This window comes from Streptomyces sp. Root1310 (assembly GCF_001426425.1).
GTDB lineage: Bacteria > Actinomycetota > Actinomycetes > Streptomycetales > Streptomycetaceae > Streptomyces.
Map to the genome: position 1 here is coordinate 333,842 of NZ_LMEQ01000031.1, position 15,747 is coordinate 349,588.

Consider the following 15,747-nt stretch of genomic DNA (forward strand, 5'->3'; position numbering starts at 1 on the left):
TGCCGCCGCCCAGCCGCCGCCCTGCCGTTGCCGGCCACCCGCCACCGTGCGGTGCCGCTGAGCAGCGACGTCGTACGTGACCGGCCTCGCCCCGACCACCACGGTCGTCGCCACCACGGTCGTCGCCTGCGGCCGGCACTCGTCGGCGGCGGCCGCCGGTGAGACCGGGCGGCGGGGCCGGCGGAAGGTTCTGCCCGGCCCCGCGGCGGCGGCTACAGCGCCCGCTCCAGCTGGTCCGCCACCAGCTTCACGAACCGTCCGGGCTCCTTGGGCCGCCCGCCCTCGGCGAGGACCGCCAGACCGTGCAGCAGCTCGGCGGTCTCGGCGAGCCCGGCACGGTCCTCCCGCTCCTTGTAGGCCTGGTTCAGGCTCTTCACGAGCAGGTGATCGGGGTTGAGTTCGAGGATCCGCAGGGCGCGCGGCACCTCCTGCCCCATCGCGCGGTACATGTTCTCCAGCGCCGGGGTGAGATCGTGCGCGTCGGAGACGATGCAGGCCGGGGACACGGTGAGGCGGGACGAGAGCCGCACCTCCTTGACGTCCTCCCCCAGTTGCTCCTTCATCCAGCCGAGCAGACCCGCGTACTCCTCGCCCTGCTTCTCGCGCTCGCCGTCGGCGTTCTCGTCGTCCTCCCCACCGAGGTCGACCTCGCCCTTGGCGACGGACCGCAGCGGCTTGCCGTCGAACTCGCCCACCGCGTCGACCCACACCTCGTCGACCGGGTCGGTGAGGAGCAGGACCTCGATGCCCTTCGCCCGGAACGCCTCCATGTGCGGGGAGTTCTCGATGCTCTGCCGGGACTCGCCGGTCAGGTAGTAGACGGCGTCCTGACCGTCCTTCATCCGCTCCACGTAACTCTTCAGCGTGGTCGGTTCCTCCGCGCTGTGCGTGGTCGCGAACGACGAGACGGCGAGCAGGGTGTCGCGGTTGTCGGAGTCGGTCAGCAGTCCCTCCTTCAGGACGGCGCCGAACTCCCGCCAGAAGGTGGCGTAGCGGTCGGGGGCCGCGGTCATCATGTCCTTGACCGTGGAGACGACCTTCTTGGTGAGCCGGCGCTGCATCATCCGGATGTGCCGGTCCTGCTGGAGGATCTCGCGCGAGACGTTCAGCGACAGGTCCGCCGCGTCCACCACGCCCTTGACGAACCGCAGGTAGGACGGCAGCAGCGCCTCGCAGTCGTCCATGATGAAGACGCGCTTCACATACAGCTGCACACCGCGCTGGTAGTTCTGGTTGTACAGGTCGTGCGGGGCGTGCGAGGGGAGGAACAGCAGCGCCTGGTACTCGAAGGTGCCCTCCGCCTGGAGCCGGACGGTCTCCAGCGGTTCGCGCCAGTCGTGGCTGATGTGCTTGTACAGCTCGTGGTATTCGTCGTCGGACACCTCGTCGCGCGAGCGCGCCCACAGGGCCTTCATCGAGTTCAGCGTCTCGGGTTCGGGCGCCGTGTCCGCGGCCCCCTCGGCGTCGGCGGTGTCGCCGTCGACCGCCTTCGGGACCAGCCTGATGGGCCAGGTGATGAAGTCCGAGTAGCGCTTGACGATCTCCTTGATCGTCCGTTCCGCGGTGTAGTCGTGCAACTGGTCGTCGGCGTCGGCCGGCTTGAGGTGCAGCGTGACCGTCGTGCCCTGCGGCGCGTCGTCCACCCTCGCCAGCGTGTAGGTGCCCTCACCGCGCGACGACCAGCGGGTGCCCTGGCTCTCACCGGCCCGCCGGGTCAGCAGCGTCATCTCGTCGGCCACCATGAAGCCGGAGTAGAAGCCGACGCCGAACTGCCCGATGAGTCCCTCGGCCCCGGCCTCCTCCTGGGCCTCGCGCAACTCCTGCGCGAACGTCGCCGTGCCCGAGTTGGCGATCGTGCCGATGAGCCGGCCGACCTCGTCGTACGACATTCCGATGCCGTTGTCCCGCACCGTCAGGGTGCGGGAGGCGTCGTCGATCTCGATCTCGATGTGCGGGTCCGAGACGTCGGCGTCGAGCGTGTCGTCCCGCAGCGCGGCGAGACGCAGCTTGTCCAGCGCGTCGGAGGCGTTGGAGACGAGCTCGCGGAGAAAGACGTCCTTGTTCGAGTAGACCGAATGGATCATCAGCTGCAACAGCTGACGGGCCTCTACCTGGAACTCAAACGTTTCTGTCGACATGATGGGCGTGTACCTCACAGGTTCCGGAGTCTCCTGGACTGGCGAGAGCCACTGTAAAACACCAAGTCAGACTGCGGTGCTCGCTGTTCGTGATCGTCCGGACGCGGGCGATCAGCGCCGGATCTCCTCCACTTGTGCGAAGCCTTCCGCTCCGCTCCACCGGAGCCGGGTCAGCCACTCGGTGGAACTGCGGGTGAAGACGAGGTCCTCCGAGCCGCCCACGGGGGCGACCTTGGACCAGCCGTCGAAGCTCTGGGTGAGTTTCGTGTCCCACCGGGTGAGGTCCGCCGTACCGACGGCCGCGATCGACTCCATGGGCGGTTCGCCGTCGTAGCAGTAGTCGCCCCAGTCCGCGATGACGGCGACCGTCCCGTCGAACGCCTTGAGCGTGAGGCTCTGGCACCGGTCCGTCGCGGTCGCGTACACCACGCGCGGCGCGCTCCACACGCGCGTGTCCGCGTCCCGGTGCCGTTCCACGAGCCCGCGGCCCTCGACGTACGTCATGCCCACGTGCCGGCCGTCGGGCAGCCCGATCTCCTCGTCGAACCGAGGGGCCGGTGCGGTCGGTGAGAACGGTGCAGTCGGCGCGGTCGGCGATGCATCGGTCCCCGTGCCGGCGCCAGTGGCCGTGCCCATGGCGGGCGCCGTGTCCGTGACGGTCGCCGACCCCCCGCCGTCCCCCGGCCCGCCGCAGGCCACCGCGACCCCCGCCAGCAACACCGCCCCCGCCAGCGCCCGCAGCCGCTCTCCGTGCATCCGCATGCCCCTATGGTCCCCCAGGCGATCCCGCGCGCGGCCGGTCAGGGCAGCGCAAGGCAGGTCAGGTCAGGTCAGGTCCCATGAGTGACGCGGATCTTGGACTGGCCGTGCGGGAGTTCCTCCCAGTCGTCCATGAAGTCGGCTCGCAGGCCGTGCTTCTCGGCCAGGGCCACGAGGGTGTCGGTGCGGTAGTAGAAGTCCTCGCGCAGCACCTGGTGTTCCTCGCCCTCCGTGCGGTCGAAGGTGAAGTCGAACCAGCCGCCCGGCGCGAGCACCCGCCCCACGTTGGCCAGGCACTCGTCGATGACCGGGAGCGGCGAGTGCGAGAAGACGCTGTGCGCGTGCACCACGTCGAAGTGGGCGTCGGGCAGGAACCGCAGTGTCAGGTCGCGCACCGGCGTCAGCGTCGGCAGCCGTTGCTGCAGCCCCATCTCCACGATCGTGTCCTGCGCTGCCACCAGAATGTCGGGCGAGATGTCGATGCCGTGGTAGTTGCCGGGTTCCAGGTGCCGGATGAACCGCCAGCCGCCCCGCAGGTTGCCGCAGCCTATCTCCAGCATGCGGTGCTCCGGACGCAGACCGTGTCCGAGCAGGTAGTCGAACTGCATGGCCCCGAGGGCGAGCCAGCGTTCACGGCTGCGGCTGCCGACCGCCGCGTCCGGATCGGCGCGGGTGTCGGAGCGCATGACCGCGCGGTAGTAGGAGACGTGATCCTGATGGCGGCGGCTCAGCCACAGGTCCCGCGCGGCGCGGGCTACATGGCGGGGCACCCGGTCCGGGTGGCGCAGGGCGTACCCGATGCGGTGACCGAGGGCCGCGCGGTTGACGGTGAGCTTCTTGGCAGGCATACGATTCCCGGCCTTTCCGAGCGGTGTTCTCGAGCTGCGTGACGTTCGTGACGTTGTCGGCGATCGCGCCGTCCCGGGCTGTGGCGCAGTCCCGGCAGAGGCGCGGTTCCCGGCGGTCGCACGGTTTCCGGCGGTCGCGCGGTCCTCGAACGGCGCCTCCCGCACGGTGCGGGATGCCTGTTTCCAGCCTCGCGTCGGTCCGGCGTGTCCGCCTCGTTCGACCGTCTCGGCCGGCCGGCCGGTTCGGGCGATCCGGATGTCAGCCGATCGGTTGATGCGATCGGGCGTCCGTCGCGTTAGACACGGAGGATGAGACACACCGATCCGGACGAGCGCTGGCTGGGCACCGTCGTTCACCTCGCGTTTTTCGTGCTGCTCGGCTCGTCGTTCGTCCGCTTCCTGAGCCGCGACCGGGGCGGAGCGCACACCGGCTGGGTGGTGGCGCTGTACGCGGCCTTCTGCCTGCTCTACGTCCTCGGACGGGTCCTGGCCCCGGCACCCCGGCCCGGTTCCGCGCCGTCCTCGCGCCATCTTGCGTGGCTGGGCTCGGTCTCGGCCGTCTGGGTGATTCTCCTGGTGCTCGCGCCGAGCGCGACCTGGTGCGCCATGCCGCTGCTCTTCGCCGGCCTGCACGCGTTGCCGACCCGGATCGCGGTGCCGCTCGCCGCCGTGCTCACCGCGCTGGTCGTGGTCTCGGAGGTGCGTGTGGCCGACGGCGCGCTCAATCCCAACATGGTCCTGGCCCCGCCGGCGGTCGCCGCGGTGGCCACCGCCGTGATGGTGCATCTGCAGCGCCAGGGTGCCCGGCAGCGGGTGCTGATCGACGATCTGGTCCGTACCCGCCGCGACCTCGCGGCCTCCGAGCGGCAGGCGGGTGTCCTCGCGGAGCGTCAGCGGCTGTCCACGGAGATCCACGACACCCTCGCGCAGGGCCTGTCCAGCCAGCGGATGCTGCTGCACGCGGCGGAGCGCGTCTGGGAGTCGGACCCGGACTCGGCCCGGAAGCACGTGCGCGAGGCCGCCGAGATCTCCTCCCGGGGCCTCGCCGAGGCCCGCCGGTTCGTGCACGACCTGGCGCCGGCCGACCTCGCCGCGCACACGCTCCCCGACGCGCTCGCGCTGCTCGCCGCACGTGAGAGCGGACCGGGTCTGGCCCTGGAATTCCGTCTCGACGGCGACCCGGGCCCGCTGCCCGAACGGGTCGAGGCGGCGCTCCTGCGCATCGCCCAGGGGGCGTTGGCCAACGTACGCGAACACTCGGCGGCGACCCGGGGTGTCCTGACCCTTACCTGCCTGGACGACCTGGTCTCACTGGACGTGGCCGACAACGGGCGCGGATTCGGGCCGGGACCGGGGCCGGGGCCGCAGCCGGGACCGGGGCCGGGGCCGCAGCCGGGACCGGGGCCGGGTCCGCAGCCGGAGCACGGTCCGGGGCCAGGCCCCGGCGAACCGGCCTGCCCACGCGGTGCCGTCGCCGGAGCGCCTGCCCCGGAACCCGCTCCGGTGCGGGAACAGGACGGCACGCGTGGGCACGGGCTGCCGGCCATGCGGATCCGGGCCCGGCAGGCGGGCGGCACGCTCAGCGTCGAGTCCACCCCGGGCGAGGGCACCGTCGTCACCGTCGCCGTGCCCTTGATCTCGTTCGTCCCCGATCTTCGCGAGGTGCCCATCCCGTGAGCGCGTCCGTACCCCCGCCGCCCGTCCGGCTGCTGCTGTGCGACGACCATGCCGTCGTCCGGGCCGGACTGCGTGCCCTGCTGTCCAGTGCCGACGGCATCGACGTGGTCGGGGAGGCGGGCACCGGCGAGGAAGCACTCGCCCTGGCCGCCCGGCTGCGCCCCGACGTGGTGCTGATGGATCTTCAGCTCGACGGCGGCATGGACGGCGTGGCGGCCACACGGCGCCTGACCGGCGGACCGGAGGCGGGTCCCCGGGTCCTGGTGCTCACGATGTTCGACACGGACGCCGACATCACCCGCGCCATCGAGGCGGGCGCCACCGGTTACCTGCTCAAGGCCGAGCGGCCGGACGAACTCTTCGCGGCGATCCGCAGCGCGGCGGCCGGCCGGACCGCACTGTCGGCGCCCGTCGCCGACCGTCTGCTGACCAGGATGCGCAGTCCGCGCCCCACCCTGTCCGCCCGTGAGCACGAGATCCTCGCCCAGCTGGCCCGCGGCCTGGGCAACCGGGAAATCGCCCGGGCGCTGTTCATCAGCGAGGCGACGGTCAAAACCCATCTCGGGCGGATCTACGGCAAGTTGGGGGTGGAGACGCGGTCGGGCGCGGTGGCGGTCGCCAAGGAGAGACGGCTGCTGTCGTGACGACGCGGCACGGCGAGGCCGGGATGCCCTCACCCGGCCCGCGCCATCGGCCGGGCACGGTCGACCACCCGCCGTCGACGCACCACCCTCCAAGGCCCGTCACCGGTCTGGCAGGTGACAAGCCTTGCAAGCTCTCATGTCACCTGTCAAGATGGTGACGTGAATCTGGACCATGTCTTCGTCTGCGGGAACCCGGCCCTCGACTTCGCCGCGACGCTCCGCGCGCGGCGGTCGCTCCGGTTCGAGATGTTCGCGACGCCGAGCCGCCTGGAGGCCTGGTACGTCGAGTCCGCGGTCGTCGACGCGGTGACCCCCAGCAGCGAGGCCGACGTGGCGCAGGCGATCGCGCTGCGGGAAGCCGTCTACGACCTGGTCACCACCCGCCGCCTGGGGGAGGCCTACCACCCCGAGGCGCTCGCCGCGGTGAACGGCGCGGCCCGCGGGACTCCCGCGACGCCCCAGCTCACCGAGACGGGGCGGTGGACGAACGCGACCCCGGAACAAGCGCTGGCCACCGTGGCGCGGCACGCCGTCGAGCTCCTGAGCGGGCCGGATGTGCCCCTGCTCAAGGAGTGCGGCAACCCCGAGTGCACCAGGATCTACATCGACCGCTCGCGCGGCATGCGCCGGCAGTGGTGCGGCATGGAATCCTGCGGCAACAAGCTCAAGGCCGCGGCCTATCGCGCCCGCAAGAAGCAGCCGCAGGCGACCGCCTCCCACTGAGCCGAACCGCCCCACCCGGTTGCCACGAGTCGCACCCGCCCCAACCGGTCGCACCGAGCGGACTCCGCACACACCGCGCACACCGAGCCTTCCCCGAGGCCCGCCACAGGCGCTCACCGGACCTCGCCGGACCTCGCCGCGAGAGCGTCGGCAGAGCCACTTCGACGTCGTGACCCACGTCATCCGCGCCGTCATCCGCGTCGCCATCCACCTCGTACCCGAACCCCAAGGGCCCGCCACCGGCGGGCCTTTCGTCATGCACAGGATCCTGCGTCACCGGTTTGACAGGTGACGCACGCCGTGTCAGTGTCGTGCCACGTTCGTGCCGCGTCCGACCGACGGAAAGGCTCCAGATGTTCACGAGGCGAGGTTTCGGCAAGGCCGTGGGGGTGGGCGTGAGCGCCGCCGGTGCGTCGATGGCGGGGCTGCCCACAGCCGCCGGGGCGGTCCCCACTCCCGGATCGCTTCCCACGACCGGGGGAACCTCCGCAGCCGAGGCGGCCTCCGGCCCCGGGGCGCCGGGCGGTTTCGGGCGGCTGAAGCAGGTCCGCGCCGGTGAGTTGGACATCGGCTACGTGGAGACCGGCCCCGCCCACGGACCCGCCGTCGTCCTGCTGCACGGCTGGCCCTACGACATCCACAGCTTCGCCGAGGTGGCCCCGCTGCTGGCGGCGCGGGGCCACCGGGTGATCGTCCCGTACCTGCGCGGTCACGGCACGACGACCTTCCTGTCGAGCACGACGTTCCGCAACGCGCAGCAGTCGGTGGTGGCGCTCGACATCGTCGCGCTGCTGGACGCACTGCGGATCGAGCGGGCGGTCCTCGCCGGTTTCGACTGGGGGTCACGGACGGCCGACATCATCGCCGCGCTGTGGCCGGAGCGCTGTCGGGCGCTCGTCTCCGTGACCGGCTATCTGATCACCAACCGCGAGCGCCAGCGGCTGCCGCTGGCCCCCAAGGCCGAGTGGGCGTGGTGGTACCAGTACTACTTCGCCACCGAGCGGGGCCGGCAGGGACTGCACGACAACACACGGGACCTGGCCCGGCTGGTGTGGACGTTCAACTCCCCGACCTGGCACTTCGACGAGGCCACCTTCGAGCGCACCGCGACCGCCTTCGACAATCCGGACCACGTCGACATCGTGATCCACAACTATCGCTGGCGGCTGGGCCTGGCCGAGGGGGACGGTCGCTACGACGGGCTGGAGCAGCGGCTCGCCGCAGGACCCGCCATCGCCGTACCCACCGTGACCCTCGACGGCGAGAAGGACCCCTTCACCCCCGCGGGCGACGGCACGGCCTACCGCGACAGGTTCACCGGCCCCTACGCGCACCACACCCTGACCGGGATCGGCCACAACGTGCCCCAGGAGGCCCCCGGGGCATTCGCCGAAGCCGTCCTCGAGGCGAACCGTCTCGCGGGCGCCTGACGCCGGGATCCCGGCACCCCCTCCGCCCTCCTCTCCCCTCTCCTCCCTTTCGGCAGACAGGACTGCAAGTGATGGACATGAAACTCGAGGTCGTCGTCGTGCCGGTCTCCGACGTGGACCGCGCCAAGCGCTTCTACCGGCAACTGGACTGGCGGCTGGACGCCGACTTCACCACCGACGACGGCCTACGGGTCGTCCAGGTGACCCCGCCGGGCTCCTCGGCGTCGGTCATCTTCGGCGCCGGGCTGAGCGCGGCCGCGCCGGGGTCCGCCGAAGGCCTGCATCTGGTCGTCCGGGACATCGAGGCGGCCCGGGCCGAACTGGTCGAACGGGGTGTGACGGTGAGCGAGGTGTTCCACGACGCGGGCGGCGTGTTCCACCGCGCCGGGACCGAGGGACGGGTGCCAGGCCCTGACCCGGAGCGCCGCAGCTACGCGTCGTTCGCCTCGTTCAGCGACCCGGACGGCAACGGCTGGGTGCTCCAGGAGATCACCACGCGCTTTCCGGGCCGGTGACGGAGACCGGCGCCCGCCGGACACAGGCAGGGGCGGCCTTGTTCGGTTCCGGACCACCACCTAGCCTGATTTTGTGCCGCAAATAAACAAAACCCGAACACGCGACGCGGCGCCGGGTCACGGCAACGACCTCACCCGGCTCCGTATCGCCCTGACCACGTTCTTCGCCCTCGACGGCTTCGTATTCGCCGGATGGGTCGTCCGCATCCCGGCCATCAAGGAACAGACCGGCGCCTCCCCCAGCACCCTCGGTCTCGCGCTCCTCGGGGTCTCCGCGGGCGCCGTGATCACGATGATGTTCACCGGGCGCCTGTGCAGCCGCTACGGCAGTCACCCGGTCACCGTGGTCTGCGCGGTGCTGCTCTCCCTCAGCGTGACCCTCCCCCCGCTCACCCACTCCGCCACCGCGCTCGGCGCCGTCCTGCTGCTGTTCGGCGCGGCGTACGGCAGCATCAACGTCGCCTTCAACAGCGCCGCCGTCGATCTGGTCGCGGCGCTGCGCAGGCCGGTCATGCCCACCTTCCACGCGGCCTTCAGCCTGGGCGGCATGATCGGCGCGGGTCTCGGCGGGCTGGTCGCGGGATCCCTGTCCCCCACCCACCATCTGCTGGGCCTCGGGATCATCGGCCTGCTCGTCACCGCGCTCACGGCACCCACACTGCTCCGACTGGAGCCGCCCCGGTCGCCGGAGCACACCCCGGCCGGGCATGAGCACACCCCGGACGGGCCCGAACACGCCACCGCCGGGCGCCGGCCCACCGCCGCCGGGCCCGAGCACTCCCCCGTCGATGACGAACACTCCACCCCCGAGCGCGCACCCTCCACCCCAGGTCTCGCCGATCCGGCGCCCGCGAAGGCGACCGCGCACCGGCTGACGCCCCGCACCCGTCGTCTCGTCGTCGTCTTCGGCCTGATCGCCCTCTGCACCGCCTACGGCGAAGGAGCCCTGGCCGACTGGGGCGCCCTGCACCTGCGGCAGGACCTGGGGTCCTCCGCAGGGGTCGCCGCGGCCGGGTACTCGTGTTTCGCGCTCGCCATGACGGTCGGCCGCCTCACCGGCACCACCCTCCTCGAACGGCTGGGCCGCACCCGTACGGTGGTCATCGGCGGCGGGGTGGCGGCTGCGGGGATGCTGCTCGGCGCGCTCGCCCCGGCCCTGTGGGCGGCGCTCGTCGGCTACTCGGTCGCGGGACTCGGACTGGCCAACCTCTTCCCGGTGGCCGTGGAACGCGCGGGCGCACTGGCCGGCCCGAGCGGCGTCGCCACCGCCTCGACGCTCGGTTACGGCGGCATGCTCCTGGGCCCGCCCGCCATCGGCTTCATGGCCGACTGGTTCTCCCTGCCCGCAGCCCTCACCAGCGTGGCCGTACTGGCCGGGGTGGCCGCGGCGATCGGCTTCGCCACCCGTCGCGCGACCGCCGGCTGACGACCTCCACCCTCCCCTCGACCGCGCTCCATCCGGCAGACTCCCCTCTCATGAAGACTGCCGAGTTCATCCACGCCCTCGACCGGGAAGGCCGGTCGCTCGCCGCCGCGGCGGCGGAAGCGGGCCCCGACGCGAAGGTGCCGACCTGCCCGGAGTGGCAGGTCAGGGACCTCCTGCGGCACACGGGCGCGGTGCACCGCTGGGCGACGTCGTTCGTCGCCGACGGCGACCCTTCGTTCCATCCGTTCGACGAACCGCCGGAGCTCGACGGCGACGCGCTGCTGGACTGGTTCCGCGAGGGCCATCTGCGGCTCGTCGACACCCTGTCCTGCGCCCCGCCCGACCTGCGGTGCTGGCACTTCCTGCCCGCGCCGTCACCGCTCGCGTTCTGGGCCAGGCGGCAGGCGCACGAGACGGCCGTACACCGCGTGGACGCGGAATCGGCCCGTGGCCGGGCTCCCGAGGAGATCGCCCGGGACATCGCCACCGGTTTCGCCGCGGACGGCATCGACGAGCTGCTGCGCGGGTTCCACGCCCGCGCCAAGAGCCGGGTGCGGACCGACCGGCCCCGGGTCCTGCGGGTGCGCGCGACGGACACGGCCGACGCCGTGTGGACCGTACGTCTGTCGGCGGAGCCGCCCGTGACGGAGCGGAACGGCGAGGCGGACGCCGACTGCGAGGTGTCCGGTCCCGCAGCACAGCTCTACCTGGCGTTGTGGAACCGGTTGCCGCTCCCGGCCGTCACCGGGGACGCCGCACTGGCGACACTGTGGCGGGAGAAATCCGCGATCGGCTGACAGGCCGTCATCGGCCGGCAGGCCCACCGCCAACCGGTGGGCCGTCTTCACCTCGCGGGCCGTCATCGGCCGACAGGCTCGCCGTCAACCGGCGGGCTGTCTTACCTCGCGGGCCGCCGTCCACCCGAAGACCGTCGTCAGCCCGCGGACCGTCGTCGACCGACAGTCCGCCGCGGTCAGTCCGTGAGCATCCGGGTCAACACCGCGCGCTGCACCGGCCGTACGTCACCGTGCAGCGCGCGCCCTTTCCCGGTGAGCGCGACCCGGACACCCCTGCGGTCCTCCGCGCACATGCCGCGCTCGACCAGACCGTCCTTCTCCAGACGGGCGACGAGCCGTGACAGCGCGCTCTGACTGAGGTGGACCCGCTCGGCGATCTCCTGGACCCGATAGCTGCACGAGCCGTCCGGCGCCGCCGACTCCGCGAGGACGTCCAGCACCTCGAAGTCGCTTCCGCACAGGCCGTGTTGGTGCAGTGCCCGGTCGAGTTCGCACTGGGTCCGCGCATGCAGCGCCAGCATGTCCCGCCACTGTTCCACGAGCGCCTGCTCGGCCTCGGCCTCACCCTTCTTCGCCGCCATGGGGCGCACCGTAGCAGAGAACACCAATTATTGCATCGGAATTAAATGCGCTTGCATTCGATGCACGCGCATGTAGTCTCTCCGTCATGACCTCTCCGCTCCCCTCCCCCGCGTCCCCTCTCGCCGAGGGCCGCTGGACCTCGCGGCTGTGGGGCACCCTGTTGGTGCTGTGCGCCGCGATGTTCCTGGACGCGCTGGACGTGTCGATGGTCGGCGTCGCCCTGCCGTCCATCGGCTCCGACCTCGGCCTCTCCACCTCGACCCTGCAATGGATCGTCAGCGGTTACATCCTGGGATACGGCGGCCTGCTCCTGCTCGGCGGTCGCGCGGCCGACCTGCTCGGCCGCCGTCAGGTCTTCCTGATCGCCCTCGGTGTCTTCGCGCTGGCCTCGCTGCTCGGCGGGCTGGTCGACTCGGGCCCGCTGCTGATCGCGAGCCGCTTCATCAAGGGCCTCAGCGCCGCCTTCACGGCCCCGGCCGGCCTGTCCATCATCACCACGACGTTCCCGGAGGGCCCGCTGCGCAACCGGGCGCTCTCCATCTACACCACCTGCGCCGCCACCGGATTCTCGATGGGACTGGTCCTCTCCGGCCTGCTCACCGAGGCGAGTTGGCGCCTCACCATGCTGCTGCCCGCGCCGATCGCCCTGCTCGCGCTGGCGGCCGGTCTGAAGCTGCTGCCGCGCAGCGAACGCGAGAAGGACCACAACGGCTACGACGTGCCCGGCGCCGTGCTCGGCACCGCGTCGATGCTGCTGCTGGTCTTCACCGTGGTCCAGGCACCGGAGTCCGGCTGGACCTCCGCCCGCACGCTGCTGTCGTTCCTCGCCGTCGCCGCCCTGCTGACCGTCTTCGTCCTCGTCGAGCGCCGCTCTGCCGGTCCGTTGATCCGGCTCGGCGTATTGCGCTCCGGCAGCCAGATCCGTGCCCAGCTCGGCGCGATGGCCTTCTTCGGCTCGTACGTCGGCTTCCAGTTCCTGGCCACGCTCTACATGCAGACGCTGCTCGGCTGGTCGGCGCTGCACACGGCACTCGCCTTCCTGCCGGCCGGCGCGCTGGTCGCGGTGTCCTCGACCAAGATGGGCTCGATCGTCGACCGGTTCGGCACTCCGCGGCTGATCGCGGCGGGCTTCGCCTTCATGGTCACCGGGTACGCGCTGTTCCTGCGCGTCGATCTCGACCCGGTGTACGCGGCGGTGATCCTGCCCACCATGCTGCTGATCGGCGCGGCCTGCGCGCTGGTCTTCCCGTCGCTCAACATCCAGGCCACCAACGGCGTGGCCGACCACGAGCAGGGCATGGTCTCGGGGCTGCTCAACACCTCCGTGCAGGTGGGCGGCGCGATCTTCCTCGCGGTGGTGACCGCGGTGGTGACCGCGGGCGCCCCGGCCGACCCCACCCCGCAGGCCGTCCTCGACAGCTACCGTCCCGGACTGGCGGTGGTGACGGCCATCGCCGCCGCGGGCCTGCTCATCACCCTCCCCGGGCTGCGCACCCGGCGCACCCGCGACTCGGTCGTGATCGCCAGGTCCACCGTGCCGGAGGCGGCAGCGGAAGCGGAGCCCGTGGGGGCCCGCGACTAGGGGCCCGATTCGACAGACGGGTCCTGAGGGGAAGCCGCCTCAGCAGTGCGCCCGGCGGGGCCGATTGCCCCGCCGGGCGCACACCTGTGAGACTCGCCGTATGAGCGGGTACGGGGGGCGGCGCACGCAGGCCGAGCGGGACATGATCACCGTCGAGATCGGATACGCGCTGTGCAGTGCGCTGTTCGCGGCGGCAGTACTCTTCGGGGCGGTGGCCGGTCCGGCGCTGCTCTTCGAACTGCCGGACCTGGCGGAGAAGTCGCTGCTCCGGGCGGGCCTGGCCCTCGCTCCCGTGGTGTTCGTGGTCCGGGTGGTCTCCGTCCTCCTCCGCCTCCGTAGGGGCGCTCAGCCCAGCCAGCCCGGCCGGACCAACCCCGACTCATAGGCCAGGACGACCAGTTGGGCCCGGTCCCGGGCGCCCAGCTTCACCATCGTGCGACTCACATGGGTCTTGGCGGTGAGCGGGCTGACCACCAGCCTGCGCGCGATCTCCTCGTTGGACAGTCCGATCCCGACCAGCGCCATCACCTCGCGTTCCCGCTCGGTGAGCCGGCTCAGCGCGTCGGCCGCGGCGGGCTCCTTGGAGCGGGCTGCGAACTCGGCGATGAGGCGACGGGTGACTCCCGGCGAGAGAAGCGCGTCCCCGGCGACCACCGCCCGCACGGCACGCAGGAGTTCCTCCGGTTCGGTGTCCTTGACCAGGAAGCCGGAAGCGCCCGAGCGGATCGCCTCGAAGACGTACTCGTCGAGTTCGAAGGTGGTCAGCATGATGACCTTGACCTGGGAGAGCGCCTCGTCGTCGGTGACCCGGCGGGTGGCGGCCAGACCGTCGAGCAGGGGCATCCGGATGTCCATCAGCACGACGTCGGGCCGCAGTTCGCGCACCGCACGCACCGCTTCCTCCCCGTCGGCGGCCTCGGCCGCCACCTCGATGTCCGGCTGCGCGTCCAGCAGCGCCCGGAACCCCGCCCGGACCAACGACTGGTCGTCGGCGAGCAGTACGCGGATCACCGTGCCTCCTTCGTCCACCGGTCGCCTGTCGTCCACCGGTCGCGTCCACCGGTTGCCTGTCGCCCACCGGTCCTGCCCCGTAGACCATTCCCGCCCGTTCGCCGGTCGCTCCGCATCCGCAGGTGCCGCCGCATCCGCCCCGTCCGCCGGTCCCGCCCCGTCCGCCGGTCCCGCCGCGTTCACCGGGTCTCGCCGGCCCTGGTGGGCAGCACGGCGAGGACCCTGAACCCGCCGTCGGGCCGCGGTCCCGCCTCGATCGTGCCACCCAGGGCCGCGGCCCGCTCCCGCATCCCGGCCAGACCGTTGCCGCTGCCGCCCGCGTCGGCTCCGGTCGCCGGACCGTCGTCGTCGATACGCAGCCGTAGCGTCCCGCCCCCCTCTTCGAGCCGCACGCGCGCGTGGCGCGAACCCGAGTGGCGTACGACGTTGGTGAGGGCCTCCTGGACGATACGGAAGGCCGCGAGATCCGTGTGCGGCGACAACCGGGGCGGCCGGCCCGAGACATCGACCGTGAGGCCCGCGCGCGCCGCCTGTTCCACCAGTTCGGGCAGCCGGTCCAGGCCGGGTGCGGGGGTACGCGGCGCGTCCCCCGGCGTGCGGAGGCTGTCGAGCACCTGGCGCACCTCGCCCAGCGCCTCCTTGCTGGCGGACTTGATGGTGGTGAGCGCGGTGCGCGCCTGCTCCGGGTCGGAGTCGAGGAGCGCGAGGCCCACACCCGACTGCACGTTGATCACCGAGAGGCTGTGCGCGAGGACGTCGTGCAGTTCGCGGGCGATCCGCAGCCGTTCCTCGTCGGCACGCCGCCGGGCGGCCTGGGCGCGCTCGGCCCGCTCACGGGCCCACTGTTCACGCCGTATCCGGGCCAGCTCCGCGACCGCCACGATTGCCACGGCCCATCCCGCGACGACGATCTCCTGCCCGTAGGAGGCCGCGTCGTCACCGGCGGGCGGCAGCCACCGGTACAGCCAGTGCGCGACCAGCAGATGGACGGCCCACAGCAGGCCCAGCGCCGTCCAGGCGGCCCGCCTGTGCCCGGCGATCACGGCGGTGAAGCAAGCCACGGCCACGGTCAGGAAGACCGGTCCGTACGGGTAGCCGGCGCCCAGGTAGAGCGCGGCGACGGAGGCCGTGCCGAACACGACGGCCACCGGGTACCGCTGCCGCCACAGCAGCAGCCCGGAGGCGAGCACCAGCAGCACACGCGCGAAGGCGTCGAGCGGTGCCCGCTCCCCCTCCTGCGCATGGGCCGCGAAGTTCGAGCCGACGAGGACGAAGGCGGTGAGCAGCACGGTGGAGCGCCAGGGCCACCGCGCGGCACTCGGCTCCGGGTCCGCCCCGCCCTCCCGGCCGTCCCCGTCCGCCCCCCGGCGGCGCAGCCGGCGCGGCGGCCCCTGCGACCACCACTGTCCCGGGCCACCGCGCCCCTGCGTCCGCTCCTCTGCCATGTCCGCCACGCTAGACGCCGCCGGCCGCGCGGGACGTCCGCCGGGCGAGGTGATCAGCCGTACTCCCCTGGAAGTACGCGTCGCCTCCGAGGACGGCCCGGCCCCTGGACCGACGGCCTTGCCGGGCAGCACCGGGCAGCACCAGGCAGCCCCGGACTTCACCGGCCGTC

General features: G+C 72.1%; 15 protein-coding genes. 9 read left to right on the plus strand and 6 right to left on the minus strand.

The genetic code is table 11. The features are described 5' to 3' along the window. Nucleotides 1–212 precede the first annotated feature (212 nt). From htpG to ASD48_RS32250, 3 genes are all read right to left on the minus strand, one after another. On the minus strand, nt 213–2,138 hold the full coding sequence (gene htpG, locus ASD48_RS32240) for a molecular chaperone HtpG (protein ID WP_057605340.1): 1,926 nt from the start codon (nt 2,136–2,138) through the stop codon (nt 213–215). A 111-nt stretch (nt 2,139–2,249) separates the two neighbouring features. Next, on the minus strand, nt 2,250–2,900 hold the full coding sequence (locus ASD48_RS32245) for a hypothetical protein (RefSeq protein ID WP_242432800.1): 651 nt from the start codon (nt 2,898–2,900) through the stop codon (nt 2,250–2,252). 68 nt (nt 2,901–2,968) lie between these two features. Then, complete coding sequence (locus tag ASD48_RS32250; protein ID WP_057605341.1) at nt 2,969–3,745, minus strand: class I SAM-dependent methyltransferase; 777 nt, start codon at nt 3,743–3,745, stop codon at nt 2,969–2,971. A 309-nt stretch (nt 3,746–4,054) separates the two neighbouring features. Between ASD48_RS32250 and ASD48_RS32255 the strand changes: the two genes are divergently transcribed. The 7 genes from ASD48_RS32255 to ASD48_RS32285 all read left to right on the plus strand — a co-directional run bounded on the left by ASD48_RS32255 (nt 4,055) and on the right by ASD48_RS32285 (nt 10,957). Continuing rightward, nucleotides 4,055–5,422 (plus strand): histidine kinase, encoded by a 1,368-nt coding sequence (locus ASD48_RS32255; RefSeq protein ID WP_057605342.1) that lies wholly within the window; start codon nt 4,055–4,057, stop codon nt 5,420–5,422. After that, entirely contained in the window at nt 5,419–6,066 is a 648-nt protein-coding gene (locus ASD48_RS32260; protein WP_057605343.1) for a response regulator transcription factor, read from the plus strand. The genes ASD48_RS32255 and ASD48_RS32260 overlap by 4 nt, the downstream gene beginning before the upstream one ends. A 159-nt stretch (nt 6,067–6,225) precedes the next feature. Continuing rightward, entirely contained in the window at nt 6,226–6,789 is a 564-nt protein-coding gene (locus tag ASD48_RS32265; RefSeq protein WP_057605344.1) for a CGNR zinc finger domain-containing protein, read from the plus strand. A gap of 353 nt (nt 6,790–7,142) precedes the next feature. Beyond that, nucleotides 7,143–8,219 carry an alpha/beta hydrolase gene (locus tag ASD48_RS32270; RefSeq protein ID WP_057605345.1) on the plus strand — a complete coding sequence of 359 codons (1,077 nt, stop codon included), beginning with the start codon at nt 7,143–7,145 and terminating at the stop codon, nt 8,217–8,219. Nucleotides 8,220–8,290: 71 nt separating this feature from the next. Continuing rightward, the gene (locus ASD48_RS32275) at nt 8,291–8,734 is read left to right on the plus strand and encodes a VOC family protein (RefSeq protein ID WP_057605346.1); all 444 of its coding nucleotides are present in this window, start codon (nt 8,291–8,293) and stop codon (nt 8,732–8,734) included. A gap of 73 nt (nt 8,735–8,807) precedes the next feature. After that, nucleotides 8,808–10,160 carry an MFS transporter gene (locus tag ASD48_RS32280; protein WP_057605347.1) on the plus strand — a complete coding sequence of 451 codons (1,353 nt, stop codon included), beginning with the start codon at nt 8,808–8,810 and terminating at the stop codon, nt 10,158–10,160. 50 nt (nt 10,161–10,210) lie between these two features. Further along, nucleotides 10,211–10,957, plus strand: a complete 747-nt coding sequence (locus ASD48_RS32285; RefSeq protein ID WP_057605348.1) for a maleylpyruvate isomerase family mycothiol-dependent enzyme — start codon at nt 10,211–10,213, stop codon at nt 10,955–10,957. Nucleotides 10,958–11,133: 176 nt separating this feature from the next. Here the strand turns inward: ASD48_RS32285 and ASD48_RS32290 are convergent, their stop codons facing one another. Next, complete coding sequence (locus ASD48_RS32290) at nt 11,134–11,538, minus strand: MarR family transcriptional regulator (protein ID WP_057605349.1); 405 nt, start codon at nt 11,536–11,538, stop codon at nt 11,134–11,136. 86 nt (nt 11,539–11,624) lie between these two features. Between ASD48_RS32290 and ASD48_RS32295 the strand changes: the two genes are divergently transcribed. Continuing rightward, nucleotides 11,625–13,121 (plus strand): MFS transporter, encoded by a 1,497-nt coding sequence (locus ASD48_RS32295; protein WP_057605350.1) that lies wholly within the window; start codon nt 11,625–11,627, stop codon nt 13,119–13,121. A gap of 100 nt (nt 13,122–13,221) precedes the next feature. Continuing rightward, the gene (locus ASD48_RS32300) at nt 13,222–13,506 is read left to right on the plus strand and encodes a DUF6332 family protein (RefSeq protein WP_057605351.1); all 285 of its coding nucleotides are present in this window, start codon (nt 13,222–13,224) and stop codon (nt 13,504–13,506) included. Here the strand turns inward: ASD48_RS32300 and ASD48_RS32305 are convergent. Next, complete coding sequence (locus tag ASD48_RS32305; protein ID WP_057605352.1) at nt 13,467–14,132, minus strand: response regulator transcription factor; 666 nt, start codon at nt 14,130–14,132, stop codon at nt 13,467–13,469. The two genes, ASD48_RS32300 and ASD48_RS32305, sit on opposite strands and share 40 nt — an antisense overlap. 179 nt (nt 14,133–14,311) lie before the next feature. Then, entirely contained in the window at nt 14,312–15,577 is a 1,266-nt protein-coding gene (locus ASD48_RS32310) for a sensor histidine kinase (protein WP_057605573.1), read from the minus strand. Nucleotides 15,578–15,747: the final 170 nt, after the last annotated feature.